This window comes from Arsukibacterium sp. UBA5043 (assembly GCA_002415085.1).
Taxonomy (GTDB): domain Bacteria; phylum Pseudomonadota; class Gammaproteobacteria; order Enterobacterales; family Alteromonadaceae; genus Alishewanella.
In genome coordinates this window covers 89,115-105,245 of record DIBV01000002.1, presented here as the reverse complement: position 1 = coordinate 105,245, position 16,131 = coordinate 89,115, and the positions used below count along the sequence as shown (strand labels likewise).

18 protein-coding genes are annotated in these 16,131 nt (G+C 48.3%); 6 read left to right on the top strand and 12 right to left on the bottom strand.

What is annotated here, in order from left to right; genetic code table 11:
• Positions 1 to 41: 41 nt before the first annotated feature.
• Together B2Q61_RS02620 and B2Q61_RS02615 are read left to right on the top strand one after the other, a co-directional pair.
• Complete coding sequence (locus B2Q61_RS02620) at positions 42 to 1,700, top strand: DUF342 domain-containing protein (RefSeq protein ID WP_290621091.1); 1,659 nt, start codon at positions 42 to 44, stop codon at positions 1,698 to 1,700.
• Positions 1,701 to 1,802: 102 nt separating this feature from the next.
• A complete protein-coding gene (locus B2Q61_RS02615) occupies positions 1,803 to 2,561 on the top strand; it encodes a DUF2884 family protein (protein ID WP_290621093.1) in 759 nt (252 codons plus the stop codon).
• A 24-nt stretch (positions 2,562 to 2,585) separates the two neighbouring features.
• Here B2Q61_RS02615 and B2Q61_RS02610 read toward each other — a convergent pair whose 3' ends face one another.
• The 4 genes from B2Q61_RS02610 to B2Q61_RS02595 all read right to left on the bottom strand — a co-directional run bounded on the left by B2Q61_RS02610 (position 2,586) and on the right by B2Q61_RS02595 (position 6,998).
• Positions 2,586 to 3,635 carry a succinylglutamate desuccinylase/aspartoacylase family protein gene (locus B2Q61_RS02610; protein ID WP_290621094.1) on the bottom strand — a complete coding sequence of 350 codons (1,050 nt, stop codon included), beginning with the start codon at positions 3,633 to 3,635 and terminating at the stop codon, positions 2,586 to 2,588.
• Positions 3,635 to 4,552, bottom strand: a complete 918-nt coding sequence (gene rimK / locus B2Q61_RS02605) for a 30S ribosomal protein S6--L-glutamate ligase (protein WP_290621095.1) — start codon at positions 4,550 to 4,552, stop codon at positions 3,635 to 3,637. Before rimK ends, B2Q61_RS02610 begins: the two co-directional genes overlap by 1 nt.
• 121 nt (positions 4,553 to 4,673) lie before the next feature.
• Entirely contained in the window at positions 4,674 to 6,023 is a 1,350-nt protein-coding gene (gene mgtE, locus B2Q61_RS02600) for a magnesium transporter (RefSeq protein ID WP_290621096.1), read from the bottom strand.
• 12 nt (positions 6,024 to 6,035) lie between these two features.
• Positions 6,036 to 6,998 (bottom strand): magnesium transporter CorA family protein, encoded by a 963-nt coding sequence (locus B2Q61_RS02595; RefSeq protein ID WP_290621097.1) that lies wholly within the window; start codon positions 6,996 to 6,998, stop codon positions 6,036 to 6,038.
• A 171-nt stretch (positions 6,999 to 7,169) separates the two neighbouring features.
• Here B2Q61_RS02595 and B2Q61_RS02590 point away from each other — a divergent pair, with 171 nt between their 5' ends.
• The 4 genes from B2Q61_RS02590 (at position 7,170) to B2Q61_RS02575 (ending at position 9,088) form a co-directional block, all read left to right on the top strand.
• Positions 7,170 to 7,802 carry a cytochrome c oxidase assembly factor Coa1 family protein gene (locus B2Q61_RS02590; RefSeq protein ID WP_290621098.1) on the top strand — a complete coding sequence of 211 codons (633 nt, stop codon included), beginning with the start codon at positions 7,170 to 7,172 and terminating at the stop codon, positions 7,800 to 7,802.
• 78 nt (positions 7,803 to 7,880) lie between these two features.
• Positions 7,881 to 8,393, top strand: coding sequence for an RDD family protein (locus B2Q61_RS02585; protein ID WP_290621099.1), 513 nt, complete (start codon positions 7,881 to 7,883; stop codon positions 8,391 to 8,393).
• A 126-nt stretch (positions 8,394 to 8,519) separates the two neighbouring features.
• Positions 8,520 to 8,870 (top strand): hypothetical protein, encoded by a 351-nt coding sequence (locus B2Q61_RS02580; protein ID WP_290621100.1) that lies wholly within the window; start codon positions 8,520 to 8,522, stop codon positions 8,868 to 8,870.
• Positions 8,867 to 9,088 (top strand): DUF2945 domain-containing protein, encoded by a 222-nt coding sequence (locus B2Q61_RS02575; RefSeq protein ID WP_290621101.1) that lies wholly within the window; start codon positions 8,867 to 8,869, stop codon positions 9,086 to 9,088. Before B2Q61_RS02580 ends, B2Q61_RS02575 begins: the two co-directional genes overlap by 4 nt.
• Before the next feature lie 84 nt (positions 9,089 to 9,172).
• Here B2Q61_RS02575 and B2Q61_RS02570 read toward each other — a convergent pair whose 3' ends face one another.
• The 8 genes from B2Q61_RS02570 to B2Q61_RS02535 form a co-directional block, all read right to left on the bottom strand.
• On the bottom strand, positions 9,173 to 9,670 hold the full coding sequence (locus B2Q61_RS02570) for a pyridoxamine 5'-phosphate oxidase family protein (protein WP_290621102.1): 498 nt from the start codon (positions 9,668 to 9,670) through the stop codon (positions 9,173 to 9,175).
• 188 nt (positions 9,671 to 9,858) lie between these two features.
• Positions 9,859 to 11,706 carry a DUF885 domain-containing protein gene (locus B2Q61_RS02565; RefSeq protein WP_290621103.1) on the bottom strand — a complete coding sequence of 616 codons (1,848 nt, stop codon included), beginning with the start codon at positions 11,704 to 11,706 and terminating at the stop codon, positions 9,859 to 9,861.
• 45 nt (positions 11,707 to 11,751) lie between these two features.
• A complete protein-coding gene (gene hemW / locus B2Q61_RS02560) occupies positions 11,752 to 12,897 on the bottom strand; it encodes a radical SAM family heme chaperone HemW (protein ID WP_290621104.1) in 1,146 nt (381 codons plus the stop codon).
• Entirely contained in the window at positions 12,898 to 13,509 is a 612-nt protein-coding gene (gene rdgB, locus B2Q61_RS02555; protein WP_290621105.1) for an RdgB/HAM1 family non-canonical purine NTP pyrophosphatase, read from the bottom strand.
• A 32-nt stretch (positions 13,510 to 13,541) separates the two neighbouring features.
• Entirely contained in the window at positions 13,542 to 13,979 is a 438-nt protein-coding gene (locus tag B2Q61_RS02550) for a DUF4426 domain-containing protein (RefSeq protein ID WP_290621106.1), read from the bottom strand.
• Between the two features lie 71 nt (positions 13,980 to 14,050).
• Complete coding sequence (locus tag B2Q61_RS02545; RefSeq protein ID WP_290621107.1) at positions 14,051 to 14,590, bottom strand: YggT family protein; 540 nt, start codon at positions 14,588 to 14,590, stop codon at positions 14,051 to 14,053.
• Positions 14,591 to 14,608: 18 nt separating this feature from the next.
• Positions 14,609 to 15,433, bottom strand: coding sequence for a pyrroline-5-carboxylate reductase (gene proC, locus B2Q61_RS02540; protein WP_290621108.1), 825 nt, complete (start codon positions 15,431 to 15,433; stop codon positions 14,609 to 14,611).
• Complete coding sequence (locus B2Q61_RS02535) at positions 15,417 to 16,106, bottom strand: YggS family pyridoxal phosphate-dependent enzyme (protein WP_290621109.1); 690 nt, start codon at positions 16,104 to 16,106, stop codon at positions 15,417 to 15,419. The genes proC and B2Q61_RS02535 overlap by 17 nt, the downstream gene beginning before the upstream one ends.
• Between the last annotated feature and the right edge of the window lie 25 nt (positions 16,107 to 16,131).

Genomic DNA, 16,131 nt, shown 5'->3' with positions numbered 1-16,131 from the left:
TAGGCATCATACTTTTGTCGTAGTACAAGCAGACAACTTACATGCAATTTACTGAGCACGATAATACAATAAAAATAACGGTGCCGGTCTCGTTAGCGTCCATCAGTGCGGCCGAAATTCAACAGCATTTAATTAATCATGGCTACGAGCGTTGCCTGGTGCTGCAAGATCAACTGACTAATCTGCTGGTCGAATATCAGCAAATCCAGCAAAAAATTAAAGAAAACGTGCTAACAGAGCACAGCAAAGAAATAAGCTACCGTATTGCAGAAAAACGTAATGCTGAGCTCATCTTTGATATCAGTGAAGATAAAATGATGGCAACAGCCATTATTACGGCGGCCTGGGGCGGAGCGCCTGTTTCAGCCAATGAACTGGTTAAAAGTGCTCAGGCAGCAGGTATTGTGTTTGGTTTTAGTAAAGAACAAATCATTAAACTGGTTTCCTATGCCGCAAAAGCCGAGCCTGGCAGCAAGGTTAAACTACTGATCGCACGGGGGCGGGTGATGGTGCCGGGCGCCAACTCCCGCTTTAAGCCGCTACTGGCGGAGATGGAAAGTCGCCGCAACCGGCCGGTGGTTAAAACTGATGAAAAAGCAGATTTGCGCGACTTTGGGGTTATTCCTGCCATCAGAACCGGTGAAGCCATTATGCGGCGTCATCCGCCGACGGCTGGTGTCGCAGGTATGCTGGTTACTGGTGAAATGATTCCGGCCACCCCGGGGTTACCGCTGGAATGGCAACTTGGTGAGGGGGTGGAGCTTGCGCCAACTGACAAAGATTTACTGCTGGCGGCGCGGGATGGATTACCCCGGGTGATCGAAGCCGGTGCCACGGTTGACGAAGTGTTTACTGTTAAAAATGTTGACTTAGCTACCGGTCATATTGTTTTTCGCGGCTCAGTAGTGGTTAATGGCAACGTTAATGAGGGGATGAAAGTCGTTGCCGGCGGTAATATCTTTATTAGGGGCATGGTTGAGGGCACGTTAATTGAGGCAGGCGGTGATATCACTATTAATGGTTCGGTGATTGGCCATCAGCTGGCTCAGGCTGATCAGCAAAGTGAATACAGTACCGAGCTAAAAGCCGCGGGTGATATTCAATGTAATCTGGCGCAGTACAGCCGGATCAGCTGTGGTAGCAATCTTTATGTTAATAAACAACTGATGCACTGCTCAGTGGAGGCCGCCATTGTGTATGCGGGGCCGGAAGATAATCCCAATGGTAAGCTGGTTGGTGGTTATTTTTATCTGGACCAGGGGTTATTCTGTGGCAATCTCGGTGCACCATCAAGCAGCAGCGTGCTGGTAAAATTAAATCGGCAGCTCGACCCCATTATTGAAAAACAAGAGGTACTGCGGGCCAGTGTGGCAATAGAGCGTACCGAAATGGAAGACATACGCCAGCAACTGGAAAAACTGAAAAAAATTGAAGGTAATGCTCAAATTGAGATGCGCCGGCTTGAATTGATAGCAAAATTTGAAGAGCATAAAGAACTGGCAGTATCATTAATTAACGATATTAAAATTCTTGAGGTACAACGGCAGGAAAAGCTGGCTGAACTGCTGATTGTGGTACGCCAACAATTGTTTTCTGCGGTAGAAATTCATTTTGGCAAAGAACTGGTAAAAAGCCGCCGTGAATATGGGCCATCCAAAGTGGTGCTGGTTGACGGTCATCCTGCTATTGAGCCGCTGTAGTAGTGAATACGCGACCAGCGGTAGTCGTGTTGCGGCATAAGGTAGTGCCAATTTCAGCGGTATCTATTAGGCTGTAACAGTGTGGTTTAAGAGATTGTGGTTGTGAAAAGCCTGCTACTTGTATTGTTACTACTGTTTCCTGCTTCGGCGCTGGCCGACTGCAATATGGCATTTCGCTATGGCCTGGTGATAGGCCCGGAACATATCTTGTTCGTGCAGAATACCCGTACCTATGTTCAGATCAATGAAAATCGCCAGCTGTTTGTGGTGGGCGAGTGGGTACAGTTAAATGATGCCGATACCGAGTTGCTTGAACAATACAGCCAGGGGTTACGTAAGTTTGTGCCCGAAATTGTTAGTCTGGCGGTAGATGGGGTTGAGCTAGGGTTATCCAGTATTGAGTCAATGCTATCTGGCCTTGGCAGCAAGTCGCAGCAGGCGGAATGGCAGGCGCTAATTCGCGAAACCACGTTTCAGTTTATGTCGCGTTTCGTGCGTACCGGTGAGTATTTTTATCTGGCGCCGCAGAGCCTGAATGAACTTGACCACTTTTTAAATCGTGAACTGAAACCCCAACTGAACAATTTAGCCCGCCACACGGTAGGCGCGGTATGGGGCGCATTGCGTGATGCGCTGCGCCAGTCTGACAGCAACTTTGAGCGTACTGACAGCCAGGGGCTGGAGTCGGTTGAGCAATTGGTTGATAACATCAGTTTTGGTCTGGATGAAAAGGCTATAGAGCTTGAAGAAAAATCTGCGCTGTTTTGTCAGCGAATGCGCGAGCTCGACGAAATTGAAACCAGCTTGCAACAGCGGATCCCGTTGCTAAGCCAGTATGATGTCGTCACCGAGAAAAACTAGGTTTGTGCTCAACTGCTAGCGCAGTTAAACCACACCGTATTCGTCTCTAAGCGCTGCTGGCATGGCGTTATCTACCTCGTCACTAATTGCATCGAGAGTCTTTTCTGCTTCATCCAGCGAGCTCACTTCAGCCACGTGAAATAACGCCTCACCTTCGTTAACCAGGGGCAAGTTATTGCGGCCGATTACTACGCCGTCAAAGGTAGCGGGGATCGCTACTTCAAAGTCGGAGTAAGGCGAATAAATATGCGCCATAATATCGCCGGTTTTCACCGTTTGTCCCAACGTCACGTAATAGCGGGCAATACCGTCATGTTCCGCTCTTACCCAGCTGCTTTTCTTTGAGAATACCGAGCGATTTTTTGGTGCTTTGGTTTTGCCGCTGAGCATGCCTAAATCCTGCATCACATTGACAATGCCACGCACACCAATTTTAATAGACTGCTCGTCAAAGCGCAGTGCTTCGCCAGCTTCATACAGCAGCAGGGGGATGCCTAAATTGTTGGCGGTGCCACGCATGGTACCATCGCGGCTGGCGGCTTTAATAATCACCGGCGCGTTAAACACCTCGGCCATACGCAGGGCAGTTTTATCTTTGGCACTGGCCCGAACCTGCGGCAAGTTTGCCCGGTGAATCGCACCGGTATGCAAGTCTATGGCGTGAGTACAGCATTTTAGTATTTTATCGGTAAATTGATAGGCCATCCGGCTGCCAAGCGAGCCTTTTTCGCTGCCGGGAAAGCTACGATTTAAATCGCGCCGGTCGGGCAGGTAGCGCGACTGCTGCACAAAACCATAAGTATTAACAATGGGTACTACGATTAAGGTGCCCTTAATCCGGTTGAGCCTGGGTAATTTTAACAACCTCCGACAAATTTCCACGCCGTTGATTTCATCACCATGTAATGCTGCCGTTATCAGCAATACCGGCCCGTCCTGCCGACCGTGGATCACATGCGCGCCGATATTGAGTTCAGTATGGGTATACAACTTGCCAAACGGAATATCCACCACAGCCCGGCTACCTGCGGCAATTCTGTCTGTACCAAGAGTAAACGCTGGGCGGCTTTCCATTAACCCGTTCCTTTTGTTTTGGCTTTGCGCCGGGTTTTATGGTTAGCTACTTTTTTCTCTAAGAAGCTGATAATCAATCCGGCAACATCTTTAGTGGTTGCGGTTTCAATCCCTTCCAGGCCCGGTGAGCTGTTTACTTCCATCACCACCGGACCGTGGTTTGAACGCAGCAAATCCACCCCGGCCACATTTAAGCCCATAGTTTTAGCAGCATGCACTGCGGTGCTGCGCTCTTCCGGGGTTAAGCGCACCACAGTGGCAGAACCACCGCGGTGTAAATTAGAACGAAATTCACCTTCTTTGGCCTGGCGCTTCATCGCGGCAACAATTTTGTCACCCACCACAAAACAGCGTATATCGGCTCCCTTGGCTTCTTTGATGTATTCCTGGACTAAAATATTCGCATTTAGCCCCATAAAGGCCTCTATTACGCTTTCGGCAGCGGTGCGGGTTTCCGCCAGTACGACGCCAATGCCCTGAGTACCTTCCAGCAATTTAATAACCAGTGGCGCGCCGCCTACCATGTCAATTAAATCGGGAATATCACCGGGTTTATCAGCAAAACCGGTAATAGGTAAGCCGATACCTTGACGGGCCAGCAACTGCATCGATCGCAATTTGTCGCGGGCCCGGCCAATGGCTACCGATTCATTTAGTGAATATACGCCCATCATTTCAAACTGGCGCAGCACTGCGGTGCCATAAAACGTAATAGAAGCGCCAATGCGAGGGATCACGGCATCAAAGCCATCTAATACTTGCCCCTTGTAATGAATAGAAGAATTGGTGCGGTTTATGTTCATATAGCACATTAGGGGGTCGATAACCTGAACCTGATGACCCGCAGCTTCGGCTGCAGCAACCAGCCGTTTGGTCGAATATAATTCAGCGTTTCGCGATAGTATCGCAATTTTCATGTACGCTCCGTAACATTAGTGAATTTGTGGCCTGCCAATGCCTTAAAACCAAGCCAGTTAAAAATAAACCATTATTGATCAGGGTGTTAATAACTACGTTATCGGAACTAAGTCATTAGAGCTAAGTCATCAGAAATAAAGAACCCAAGCCTAAAAAGGCAAAAAAACCAATAACATCGGTAACGGTGGTTAAGATAACCGAGCCAGAAAGCGCCGGGTCGATATCCAGCTTTTCAAGCCAAATAGGAATAAATACGCCGGAAATTGCCGCCGCAATAATATTAATGACAATAGCCAGGCCAATTACCCCGCCGATAATCCAGTCTCCAAACCAAAAATAGGTGATAACGGCAATCACCAGCGCCCATAGCACGCCATTAATAGCACCGACTCCGAGCTCTTTGCGAAACAGCATCAGATAGGTTCGTGGTGTTATCTGCTCCAACGCCAAACCGCGAATCATCAGGGTTAGGGTCTGGCTGCCTGCTATACCTCCCATACTGGCAACAATCGGCATCAGCACTGCCAGAGCAACCACTTGTTGCAACGTTGCTTCAAACAGGCCAATGGTCCACGCGGCCAGGAACGCCGTTAGCAAGTTAATGCCCAGCCACAACGCCCGGCGTTTCGCACTGTCAAAAACCGGTGCAAATAAATCCTCTTCTTCGTCCAGACCGGCGGTATGCATAAACTGGCTTTCCAGCGCTCTACGCACGTTTTCCAGCGCTTCACCAATAGATAACCGGCCCAGTAATTTGTCGTCGGTATCGACAACGGCCAGCGCAGTATAACCAGAGCGCGATACAATTTCCGAGCCCTGTTCCAGCTCCATTTCGCCGGTTACCACCGGTGCCTCTTTATCCAGAAAATGTTCTACCGGCAAATGGCTCGGCTGACCCAGCAACGCCGTAGCATGCACCAGCCCGGCATAACGGCCAGTGCGGTCAATGACAAACAACGCATCCTGATACTCGGCGTCATCGGCCAATTTGCGAAACATTCTTATCGCATCACGTACCTTGGCATTTTTATTGATAATCAGTAAATCATGGTCGGCGTAACGACCACACTGATCTTCGCTGTATGTTAATGCTGTTTCTAACCAGCTGCGCTGACTGGCATCAAGTCGTGAGCAGGCATAGGCATAGATACGTTGGGGTAGCTCATCAAGTAACTCAATTAAATCATCAACTTCCATTCCCTCTACCAGAGTGCGAAGTTGTTGCTCATCCAGTTGCTTAAAAATGTTATCCCGGGCGTCTACCCGCATGTAGGTCAGGGCGGCAACCTGATCATCGGGGTGCAAATCAAGCCAGGTGCTAACCCGTTGCTCAACCGGCATGGCCTCCAGTACCAGGGCAATTTCTTCCGGCTCCAGCTGGCTGATTTTTTCAATCAGCGAGCTGCTGTCCTCATCAGTAAAGCTGTCGCGGACAATATCCTCAATATCCAGTAGCGAGTTATCTGCCATTACAAATCCTTATTACCACCAGTTTTTAAACTTAAACCAGAACAAGCCGCCTATTCCCAGTAAGGCCATGGCCAGCAGCGCATAAAAATAACCATGGGGGTTGGCTAATTCCGGTATGTTGACAAAGTTCATCCCGTATAAACCGGCGATAAAGGTCAGCGGAATAAATATGGTGCTAACCATGGTAAGTACTTTCATTCGTTCGTTAATTTGATGCGAGGTGGTCGACATATATCCTTCAACCAAATCACTCAGCTGATCGTAGTATAAATCGGTCATGCTGTGCAGGCGTTCAAATTTTTCGTAAAAATCACGGACATCCGCCGCAGTAAACTGCTGCAATAGCGGGTTTTGTTCTTCATAAAGCGCGTCGGCAAAAATGTCTTTCTGATATGCCAGGTTGCGGTTAATTTTCCGAAGTACCGAACGGTAGCGCATCATCATCGCCATTTGTTCGTCACTGCCCCGTTGCAACATATTGTCTTCAAGCTCGCTCAACACATCCTCAAAGGCAATCAGCTTTTCCAGATAGCTTCCCGATACGGTCAAAATAAGCTGTTTTACCCAATCCGTTACTGCCAGGCTTTGGCCAGCCGTAATTTTCGGGGTAAGTTGCTCCAGCAAGGTAGTGCTATGACAATGCACCAAGCTTATTAAAACCTGCTTAGAGTATAACAAGTTAACCTGAGCACTGCTGCTGTATTCGCTAAAATCCGGGTCGGCGTAACCCCGCATAATCAGTAAGCTGAAATCGGGCTGAGTTTCCAGTTTAGGCGGGTGGCGCTGGCGGCTGAAATCTTCTGCCAGAGTAGGGGCAATAGCAAATCGTCGCAGTACCTGCTGCAGCTCTTCAGAGGTGGCTTCGTTCAGGTTAAGCCACACCCTGGCATCGGCACTGAGCTGGCCGGGTAGCTTGGCAAAGTTCATTTGCTGCCAACTTTGGGTTTCTGGTTCAAAATAATTGAGCAAAATCATATTGTTTATCCAATGCCAGCAGTATGTTCTTCAGGTTGTCAGCATACTAACAAACCACGGTGCCGGGCAAATGACTTACACCGGAAATATTCTGAAATAAAAAATGTTACAGCATAAAAATGCTTGATTTACATTCAGGTGCAAGAATAGACTCAGCAACCAAAAGGCCAAGTGAAAGCTGGAAAAATAAAAAATATGGCACAAGAATACATTTCAGGAATGGGCAAGGATTCGGTTGTACCTGAGGAAATTAAAGGGTGGAATTGGGGGGCCTTCTTACTCAATTGGATATGGGGTATCGGTAACAGCACCTTTATAGCTCTCCTGATGTTGGTGCCACTGGTAAATTTGGTGATGATTTTTGTGCTGGGGGCAAAAGGGAACGAGTGGGCATGGCGAAACCGCACCTGGCGTGATGTAGCGCATTTCAAATCTACGCAGCGAAAATGGCGTAATGCCGGGTTTGTTCTTATCTTTATCATCCTTCCTGTAATGGTCATGCCACTGATGAGCATTATGAAAGGTGAAGCTTATGATTTATCAGTAAAAGCGGTTCAAGCGAATTCGCAGGTAATATCACTGGTGGGGGAGAACCCTGAACCGGGATTCTTTGTTTTGGGCCAAATTACTTACCGTGGAACAGGTGGTAGTGCCAACTTAAATTATTCGATTAAAGGCACAAAATCCGGTGCTGATGTTTATGTTTACGCCACCAGCTCAGCCGACCAATGGCAGCTCAAAGAGCTGCTGGTAATAGACAAAAAAACCGGCGAGCGGGTTATTGTACTGACGCAGTCAGAATAGTTCAGGCCATGCAATAGGTCGTAGCCATTAAAAGTATTAATAGGTAAATTGTATTACCTGCAACCATAGAGAGTTCTTATGAGTGATAATTTATACGCCCCACCACAATCAGAGTTAGTTGAAATAATTGATAATAAATATGCAACTGCCTCCAGGTGGAAAAGGCTCTGGGCATCACTAATCGACACCTTAACGATAATGGTGGTAACCATTCCGGTTATGATTTTAACGGGTGGGTTTGATGGCGTATCGGAAGGCGTAGGCCCATCCTTAAGTTATAACTTGTTAATGGGTGCAATTGGCCTAATCATATTTTTTGCCATTAACACTAATCTGTTAATTAAATCCGGGCAAACTGTCGGGAAATTGGCACTAGGGATTAAAATTGTTGATTTGAATGGCGAGAAACCAACCTTTAACCAACATCTGGTAAAACGATATGCGGTATTTTTTCTGCCAGGTCAAATACCGGTAGTAGGACAGCTTATTTCCATAGCAAACGTTTTATTTATATTTGGCAAACAGAAGCGCTGTGTGCACGACTATATTGCTGGAACCATCGTCGTTGATAGCCAACACAGCGTCAAATAAAAGCTGATTCGCTTCTACGAGCCTTACACCGCTGCCGAGGCAATACCGGCCTTAGCATTTAAATTTGAGGAGAGTAAGATGAAAGATTTATCAGCCAGGCAGTGGCTCTGGACGTTACTGGTTGTAATGCCAGTGACCTTTTACGTTGTTGAGCTTTTTGCTGGTGATGCTCAGCCAAATATATTCTCTGCAATGTCATATATTATTTCTGCCGTTTTGGGTGTGTTATTAGCTTATGGGTTGTTTAGCAAAGGTCTGGTTAAAATCAGACATGTTAACGGTTATAAATTACTAGCGTTCGTTATTATTATGGTGCTTGTTGTATTGCTTGCGCTGCTGGTCAGTTTTATTGGTATAAACCAATTAGGTATCTTAATTTTCAAGACGGTTATTTTAACATTCAGCTCATCAGCGTTTGTGCTGGCCTTTTGCAGTAAGCACAGTGAAATTGAGAACAGGCCGGGCACAGAACGATGAATGATGCATATCAAACTAATACTAAGATTGAGTGGGACTGGGGTAACGGCACTGCCGAGGGCTATACCCGGGAAGTGTTCAGAAAGAAAATAACCAAGACCATAAAAGGTACCGAGGTTACCAGAGATGCCAGTGACAACGATCCTGCCTATCTAATCGAACAATCAGACGGCGACCAGGTTTTAAAGCTGCATTCAGAAATTCGCAAAAGCGTGTAATTGCGTGGAGGCAATTTAACGTTGCCCTGAACACGTTTAGGAGCGTCAGGGCAAAGACATTACCACGCCAATTCAAGCGGGTGTCTAATTGTCTTTTTTGGTGCCAAACTTTTCATGCTCGCCTAAATCGGGCTGCTCACCTTTCATTTTAGCGGCAACTGTTTTAACGCTTTTTACCATGGCATTACTACTACTATCCCAGTGCTCGCCTTTATGAATTTTAATTTCCAGCATGCCGACATTGGGTGAGTTCTTGCCTTGCGGGAACCAGGCTGCCACAAACGAATTCCAGTATTTGTCTACCAGTGTTTTGTTCTGAATAGCGCGGCCAGTGCCGGTAAGAGAAACGAAGGTCTGGCTCTCAGGATCGGCGAAGGCCAGGCATACCTCACTATCGCGCTCCAGCTCCAGCACTTTCTCTGACTCGAGATCGGTATAAAACCATAAGGTGCCGTCATACTCATCCTGCACCAGAACCATCGGGCGGGAGCGCAGTTCGCCACCGTGGTGGGTAGTTAGCATGGCCGTTTTAATGTCTTTGATCAGGTTCCAGATTTTTTGCTTGTGCTCCGGGCTAGACATAGGGTCTCCTTATTATCTGAGATAGCCTGTGCAGGCTTTGAATGTTAAAGGTAAACCGTAGCACAAAAATCATATCTTCGCGGTAAACGCGGCAGCTAAGTAGACAAATCGTATAAAAAAAGCCGGAACAGAGTCCGGCTTTTCAGCATTGTGTTTAGCGCTTAATACTTAGTGAAGCGCACCTGCTCTCAAGGCTTGGCAGCGGCAATATATTCGTCTACCAGTTGCTCTAATACGTCTAACGGCACGGCACCATTACGGAGTACCACATCGTGAAAATCACGAATATCAAAGCTATCGCCCAGCGCCGTTCTGGCTTTTTCGCGCAGCTCCAGCATTTTAATCATGCCAATTTTGTAGGCGGTAGCCTGGCCTGGCATCACAATATAGCGCTCAATGGCTTTGGTGGCATCGGTTACCGAGTTAGGCGTATTCTCTACCAGATAGTCAATAGCTTGTTCGCGGGTCCATTCTTTCGCGTGGATACCGGTATCAACCACTAAGCGACAGGCACGCCATAGCTCCATAGCAAGCCGGCCAAAGTCAGAGTAGGGGTTCTGGTAAAGACCAATGTCTTTAGGCAGCACTTCGCTGTACAGGCCCCAGCCTTCAATGTAAGCGGTGTACCCACCAAAGCGACGAAATTTCGGCATGTCTTCCAGTTCCTGGCCTATGGCCAGCTGCATATGGTGGCCCGGAATACCTTCATGGTAGGCCAACGCCTCTAACTGGTAAGTTGGCATATCCTGCATTTGATACAAGTTAGCGTAGTACACGCCAGGGCGGCTGCCATCCATTGACGGGCGCTGATAAAACGCTTTGCCTGCGCTTTTTTCACGAAAGGGTTCTACCGCTTTTACGATCATATCTGCGCTGGGTTTTACCCGGAATAAATCATCCAGCCGGCCTTTCATATCGTCGATAACCCGGGTGGCTTCCGCCAGATAGGCAGCGCGGCCTTCATCGGTATCGGGGTAGTAGAACTGGGGATCTTCGCGCATAAACACGAAAAATTCTGCCAGGCTGCCATCAAAATTAACTTGTTGCATAATGGCGCGCATTTCATCATGAATGCGGGCAACTTCTTTTAGTCCCAGTTGATGAATTTGCTCGGCGGTTAAATCGGTAGTGGTGATCCGTTCCAGCCGGTGTTTATAAAACGCGGCGCCGTCTGTAAAGCGCCATACACCATCATCGGTAGTGGCTTGTTGCTGCAGGTTTTGCAGATAGCTAATCAGGCTTTGGTATGCCGGGCCAACACTGGTTAGCAAGGCCACATTTGCTTCATCCAGTAACAGTTTCTCTTCACCGTCACTCAGTGCCAGCGCTTGCAGCTTTTTCTTATAATCGGCCAGCAAAGTGCTGTCATCGCCCTGGTTAAAAGGGGCTCCACTTATCACGTTCTGGCTGGCGGTGATGACATGATCAAATACAAATTCGGGGATGATAATGCCTTTTTCAGCACGTTCAGTCAGTTGTTGTTGCAACTGACTGAACAGCAGCGGCACATTATTCAGACGGCTGATATAGGCTTTAGCATCACTAATATCATCAATTTTATGCTGGTTTATCAGCAGTGAAGGCACCAAAGAATGAATGCCATACATCTGATTAACCGGATAACTGTACCAGCGCCATTTGCTGTCATCCAGGCTGTTTTGTAAATCTTGTTTTAGCAGCTGATAACTTAAGGCTGTGTTTGGATCAAGCCTGGTCGGGTCGATTGCCTTTAACAAGTCAAGATGACCACGAACCATAGCAAGTTCAGCCTGATAAGCAGCTTCGCTTAAGTCCTGCCATTTGTCATAGTCGTCTTTAATACCAAGCCGGGTTTGCAGCACCGGATCCTGGCGCACCCGATCCATATAAATTTGTTCAAAAAGCTGATTCGCCTGCTCGTTGACATCAAGCTGGGCTGCTGCTGTTTGCTCAGCACTTTGCCCCGGTTGATTGGTTTTCGGGCCGCAGCCACCAAGCAGCGCCAGGCTGACTGCAAGGGGAATAAGGGCAAGGGCGCGAAACGTTGTTTTTTTCATATTAGGTCCTGTTTTGTTGTCATGAAACGATGCCTCTTATCACGGTTAATCAATGAAAAGTGTAAGCAAGTCATTCAGGTAGCGGGCACCTTTATCGGTAATTTGCCAGTGCTGCTCAGTGCTATGCAATAGCTGCTGACGCACTGCGTTATCAATCGCCAGCTGGATGCTGCTGACGGGCAGGCCGGTATAAGCCGTGAAGTCTGCCTGCGGACAGGGTTCGAGTAAGCGAAACCGGTTCATAAAAAACTCAAAAGGCCGATCTTCTGCCAACACCTGCTCTTTGCTGTCAAGATAACCCCGGCTGATATCCATGTAACCTTTTGGGTGTTTAATTTTAACCGTGCGCAAAATCGTATTGCGACCTGGCAGGGTTATCTTGCCATGGGCACCACAGCCAATGCCCAGATAATCGCCATATCGCCAGTAATTCAGGTTGTGCTGACACTGATGGCCTGGTTTGGCGTAGGCAGATATTTCATATTGCTGATAACCATGATGTTGCAGCAGTGCCAGGCCTTGTTGCTGAATATCCCACAAGGTATCGTCGGCTGGTAATACGGGCGGTCGTGAGGCAAAGGCGGTATTAGGTTCAATGGTTAGCTGATACCAGGATAAATGCGGCGGAGCCAGGTCAATAGCCTGACTTAAATCGGCAAGGGCGCCCGCGATATCCTGTTGTGGCAGACCATGCATTAAATCGAGGTTAAAACTTTGCAGGGGCAGGGCGGCGGCCAATTCAGCCGCCCGGATAGCTTCGTTGCAGTCATGAATACGGCCAAGCGCCTTTAGCTGTGCACTCTGAAAGCTTTGCACGCCAATCGAAAATCTGGTAACACCGGCGGCGACATAGCCGGCGAAGCGCTCGGCCTCAACAGTACCCGGGTTGGCCTCCATCGTGACTTCCATAGTAGCGCTGCATGCCAGGCGCTTTTTAACGCCTTGCAAGATCTGACCTATGCCGTTGGCGGAAAATACGCTGGGCGTGCCCCCCCCAATAAAGATACTGGACACCGTGCGGCCTGCCACCAGCTTCAGATCCTGGTCTAGATCTGCCAGTAAATGCGCGATGTATTCCTGCTCCGGAATACCTTGTTTCACTGCATGGGAATTAAAATCACAATAAGGGCATTTTTGAATGCACCAGGGAATGTGAATATACAGCGACAGCGGCGGTAATTGCAGGCCCACTTAACCTTGCTGCTCTGTTGATAATCGTTGCATTTGCGCGACCAGCTGGCGTAATGCCAAGCCGCGATGACTGATAGCGGCTTTCTGTTCTTTGCTTAGCTCTGCCGCACTGAGGGTGTCGCCGGTGGGTATAAATACCGGATCATAGCCAAAACCAGCGCTACCTTGCACCTGCTCACTGATCGTGCCAGACCAGACACCATGGCACACTAGCGGGGTAGGATCGCTGGCGTGGCGCAAGTAAACCAGCACACAATGAAACTGAGCACTGCGGTTTGCTGGCGGCACCTGCTGCAACGCATGTAATAACTTGCTGATATTTTCCGCGTCGGTGGCGGCTTCCCCGCTGTAGCGTGCTGAATAAATGCCAGGTTCGCCACCAATAGCATCGACCGCCAGGCCGGAATCATCGGCAATCGCGGGTAAACCGGTTGCCAGTGCAGCATGACGCGCCTTTAAGATGGCATTCTCGACAAAGGTCAGGCCGGTTTCATCGGCATCAGTTACCCCCAGCTCCTGCTGTGGTACTACCTGCAACTGATAAGGTGACAGCAGAGCTTGGAGTTCACTAATTTTGCCTTTGTTTGAGCTGGCGAGAACAAGTTTTTGCATATTTTCCGGGCTTAAATTTAAAAGTGAACGGTTTAATCAACAAAAAACGTATGGCTGAACGTCAATTGTTGCTGTTGTTCACCCTGGCCTATATTGATACTGAAATTATAAAGTTGTTCATTCTGATAGGGCACCGTGGCCAGATAATAGACGGCGTCGCCTTCTACCACCTGATTAAACTCCAGTTTGCGCTGGCGGCCAAATAAGTCTTTGGCAATACCATTAATAGCAACCTGTTGTGCCTGCTGGCTTTTACTGTCCAGCACCGAGATATTAATAACACCGTTAAATTTACTACGCTGAATGTCATATTCCACCGCTATTTCCGGCGTTAAAAAGGTCGCTGGTAAAGCAATATAATGCACATCCCAGCTCCCCAGTTGTTTCATTTGCTCAGCGCTGAGCTGTGAGCTGGCCAGTAGGGTGCAGAAACTAAAAAACAGTGCTGAAAAAACTGATATTTTCATCATATTACTCCTGTCGAACAGTTAAACTACCGAGCGGTGGTTCAGCACGCCTGCAATGGCACTCTTGATATGGGCTAAATGCCCCGGAACAGATCACTAAACAGCAAATTTATAAACTGAATGGCAATAATCAGCACGAATACCGATAAATCCAGGCCACCCATCGGCGGAATTACCCGCCTAATGGGTCTTAGCAGCGGGTCTGTCAGTTGATGCATTACCATTTCAATCGGGTTGTTACCCTGGCTGAACCAACTCAATAAGGCGCGAATAATTAAAATCCAGAACACCAGGTTAAGGGTTTCTTTAATCAGCACCAATATGCCGCTAATGAAGGTTGCAGGGATCTGAATGCTGCCAACCAGCACCATCTGTAACACTATAAGTTTAGCTACTGCCACCAAATACGCCAACAACACGGTAGCGGTATCGAGCTTGCCGATACTGGGAATAAGCTTGCGAAGTGGCAACACGACGGGGTTTGTTGCCTTAACAATAAACTGACTAAAAGGGTTATAAAAGTCGGCTCTGGCCAGTTGCAGCCATACTCTGAGAATAACCAGCATTAACAGCAAATTAAAAGCGGTATTTATTAAAAACAGCATGGCCTGCATTATGGGATCTCCGACAGCTTAAATTTGTTGTGCCATTTCTTCAGCACGCTTAATAGCCGCATACATGGCGTCTGCAACCATCTTTTCCAAGCCCTGCTCAGCAAATGTGGTTACCGCTTCATGGGTTGTGCCGCCTTTGGAGGTAACATTGGCGCGCAGCTGCGAAAAGCTTTCATCGCTTTGCAATGCCATCGTTGCCGCACCTAATGCCGTTTTAGCGACCATGGCCTTTGCTTGCTCCGGCGCAAACCCCAGTTTTTCGGCAACCTGCTGCATCGACTGCATAAAATAGAAAAAATAAGCCGGTGAACTGCCGGTTACCGCAATAATATGGTTAATCTGGGTTTCCTGCTCCAGCCAGACATTCATGCCGGTGCCACTGAACATATGATCGACAAAGGCGCGTTCATAGTTGGAACAGCGGCTTGGGAATAAGCCGGTTACACCCTGACCCACCAGAGATGGCGTGTTGGGCATAGCGCGAACCAGCCGCACCTCGCCAAGCCACTGCTCATAGCGTTTTACTTCAATGCCGGCTGCAATAGTAACAAACAGCTTTTCCTGAATTTCAGGTGCGCTTTGCAGCAAATTCTGACAAAGAGCTTCCATCATTTGTGGTTTCACAGCTAATACGATGATATCGGCTTTGCTAACCGCTTCGATGTTATCCAGCGTGGTATTGATACCATAATCTGCTGCCAGTGCCGTCAGCTTAGGCTGGCTGCGGTTGGCTGCGATAATATTGGTGGGCGGATAGCCTGCGTTTACCATGGCAGCGATAACGCAGCGTGCCATATTGCCTGCGCCGATAAAGGCGACGGTGTTGTCATTCATTTCTTTCATAAGTCCTTGCGCCAAAAATTGCGGTGCCTAATCTTATCATAGTTGCGCCGTAATGCAGAGCCAGCGGCCAGTCATCTGACATACCCATCGATAACTCCGTCGCGCCAGGATGCTGTTGTTGCAGGCTTTTTGATAACTGTGCCATGGCTTCAAACGCCCGTTTACTGTCATTTGGTGCCGGAATGGCCATCAGACCACGCAACTGCAGTTGCGGTAGCTTTGCGACGGCGTCAGCCAAACCTGGCAGCTGATCCGGATGAATACCCGCTTTACTGTCTTCGTGACTAATATTAATTTGTAGTAGCACCTGCAGCGGAGGCAGATCGGCAGGACGCTGAGCCGACAATCGCTCAGCGATTTTCAGCCGGTCAATGCTATGGACCCAGCTGGCGTGCTCGGCGATAAGCCGGGTTTTGTTCGATTGCAGTGGGCCAATAAAATGCCACTCAAGCTCTGGTAGCGCAAATAGCGTCGTCGCCTTTGCTTGCAACTCCTGGGGGTAGTTTTCGCCAAACTGGCGCTGGCCAGCCTCATACGCTGCCATTAGCGCAGCAATGGGTTTTGTTTTACTGACGGCTACTAAGCATACATCCGCCGGTTCGCGGCCAAGCTTCTGGCAATTTTCTGTTATGTTGTGATAGGCGGCGTTCAGTTGTTCTGCTATGTTATTCATATTTGTTGGCATGTTGGAGTAGATA

Bases quoted from the DNA above. Each gene is read 5' to 3' on its own strand.
- B2Q61_RS02620 (WP_290621091.1), top strand. From the start codon at position 42: ATGCAATTTACTGAGCACGATAATACAATAAAAATAACGGTGCCGGTC.
- B2Q61_RS02610 (WP_290621094.1), bottom strand. From the start codon at position 3,635: ATGGAAAGCCGCCCAGCGTTTACTCTTGGTACAGACAGAATTGCCGCA.
- rimK (WP_290621095.1), bottom strand. From the start codon at position 4,552: ATGAAAATTGCGATACTATCGCGAAACGCTGAATTATATTCGACCAAA.
- mgtE (WP_290621096.1), bottom strand. From the start codon at position 6,023: ATGGCAGATAACTCGCTACTGGATATTGAGGATATTGTCCGCGACAGC.
- B2Q61_RS02595 (WP_290621097.1), bottom strand. From the start codon at position 6,998: ATGATTTTGCTCAATTATTTTGAACCAGAAACCCAAAGTTGGCAGCAA.
- B2Q61_RS02585 (WP_290621099.1), top strand. From the start codon at position 7,881: ATGAGTGATAATTTATACGCCCCACCACAATCAGAGTTAGTTGAAATA.
- B2Q61_RS02580 (WP_290621100.1), top strand. From the start codon at position 8,520: ATGCCAGTGACCTTTTACGTTGTTGAGCTTTTTGCTGGTGATGCTCAG.
- B2Q61_RS02575 (WP_290621101.1), top strand. From the start codon at position 8,867: ATGAATGATGCATATCAAACTAATACTAAGATTGAGTGGGACTGGGGT.
- B2Q61_RS02570 (WP_290621102.1), bottom strand. From the start codon at position 9,670: ATGTCTAGCCCGGAGCACAAGCAAAAAATCTGGAACCTGATCAAAGAC.
- B2Q61_RS02565 (WP_290621103.1), bottom strand. From the start codon at position 11,706: ATGAAAAAAACAACGTTTCGCGCCCTTGCCCTTATTCCCCTTGCAGTC.
- rdgB (WP_290621105.1), bottom strand. From the start codon at position 13,509: ATGCAAAAACTTGTTCTCGCCAGCTCAAACAAAGGCAAAATTAGTGAA.
- B2Q61_RS02550 (WP_290621106.1), bottom strand. From the start codon at position 13,979: ATGATGAAAATATCAGTTTTTTCAGCACTGTTTTTTAGTTTCTGCACC.
- B2Q61_RS02545 (WP_290621107.1), bottom strand. From the start codon at position 14,590: ATGCAGGCCATGCTGTTTTTAATAAATACCGCTTTTAATTTGCTGTTA.
- proC (WP_290621108.1), bottom strand. From the start codon at position 15,433: ATGAAAGAAATGAATGACAACACCGTCGCCTTTATCGGCGCAGGCAAT.
- B2Q61_RS02535 (WP_290621109.1), bottom strand. From the start codon at position 16,106: ATGAATAACATAGCAGAACAACTGAACGCCGCCTATCACAACATAACA.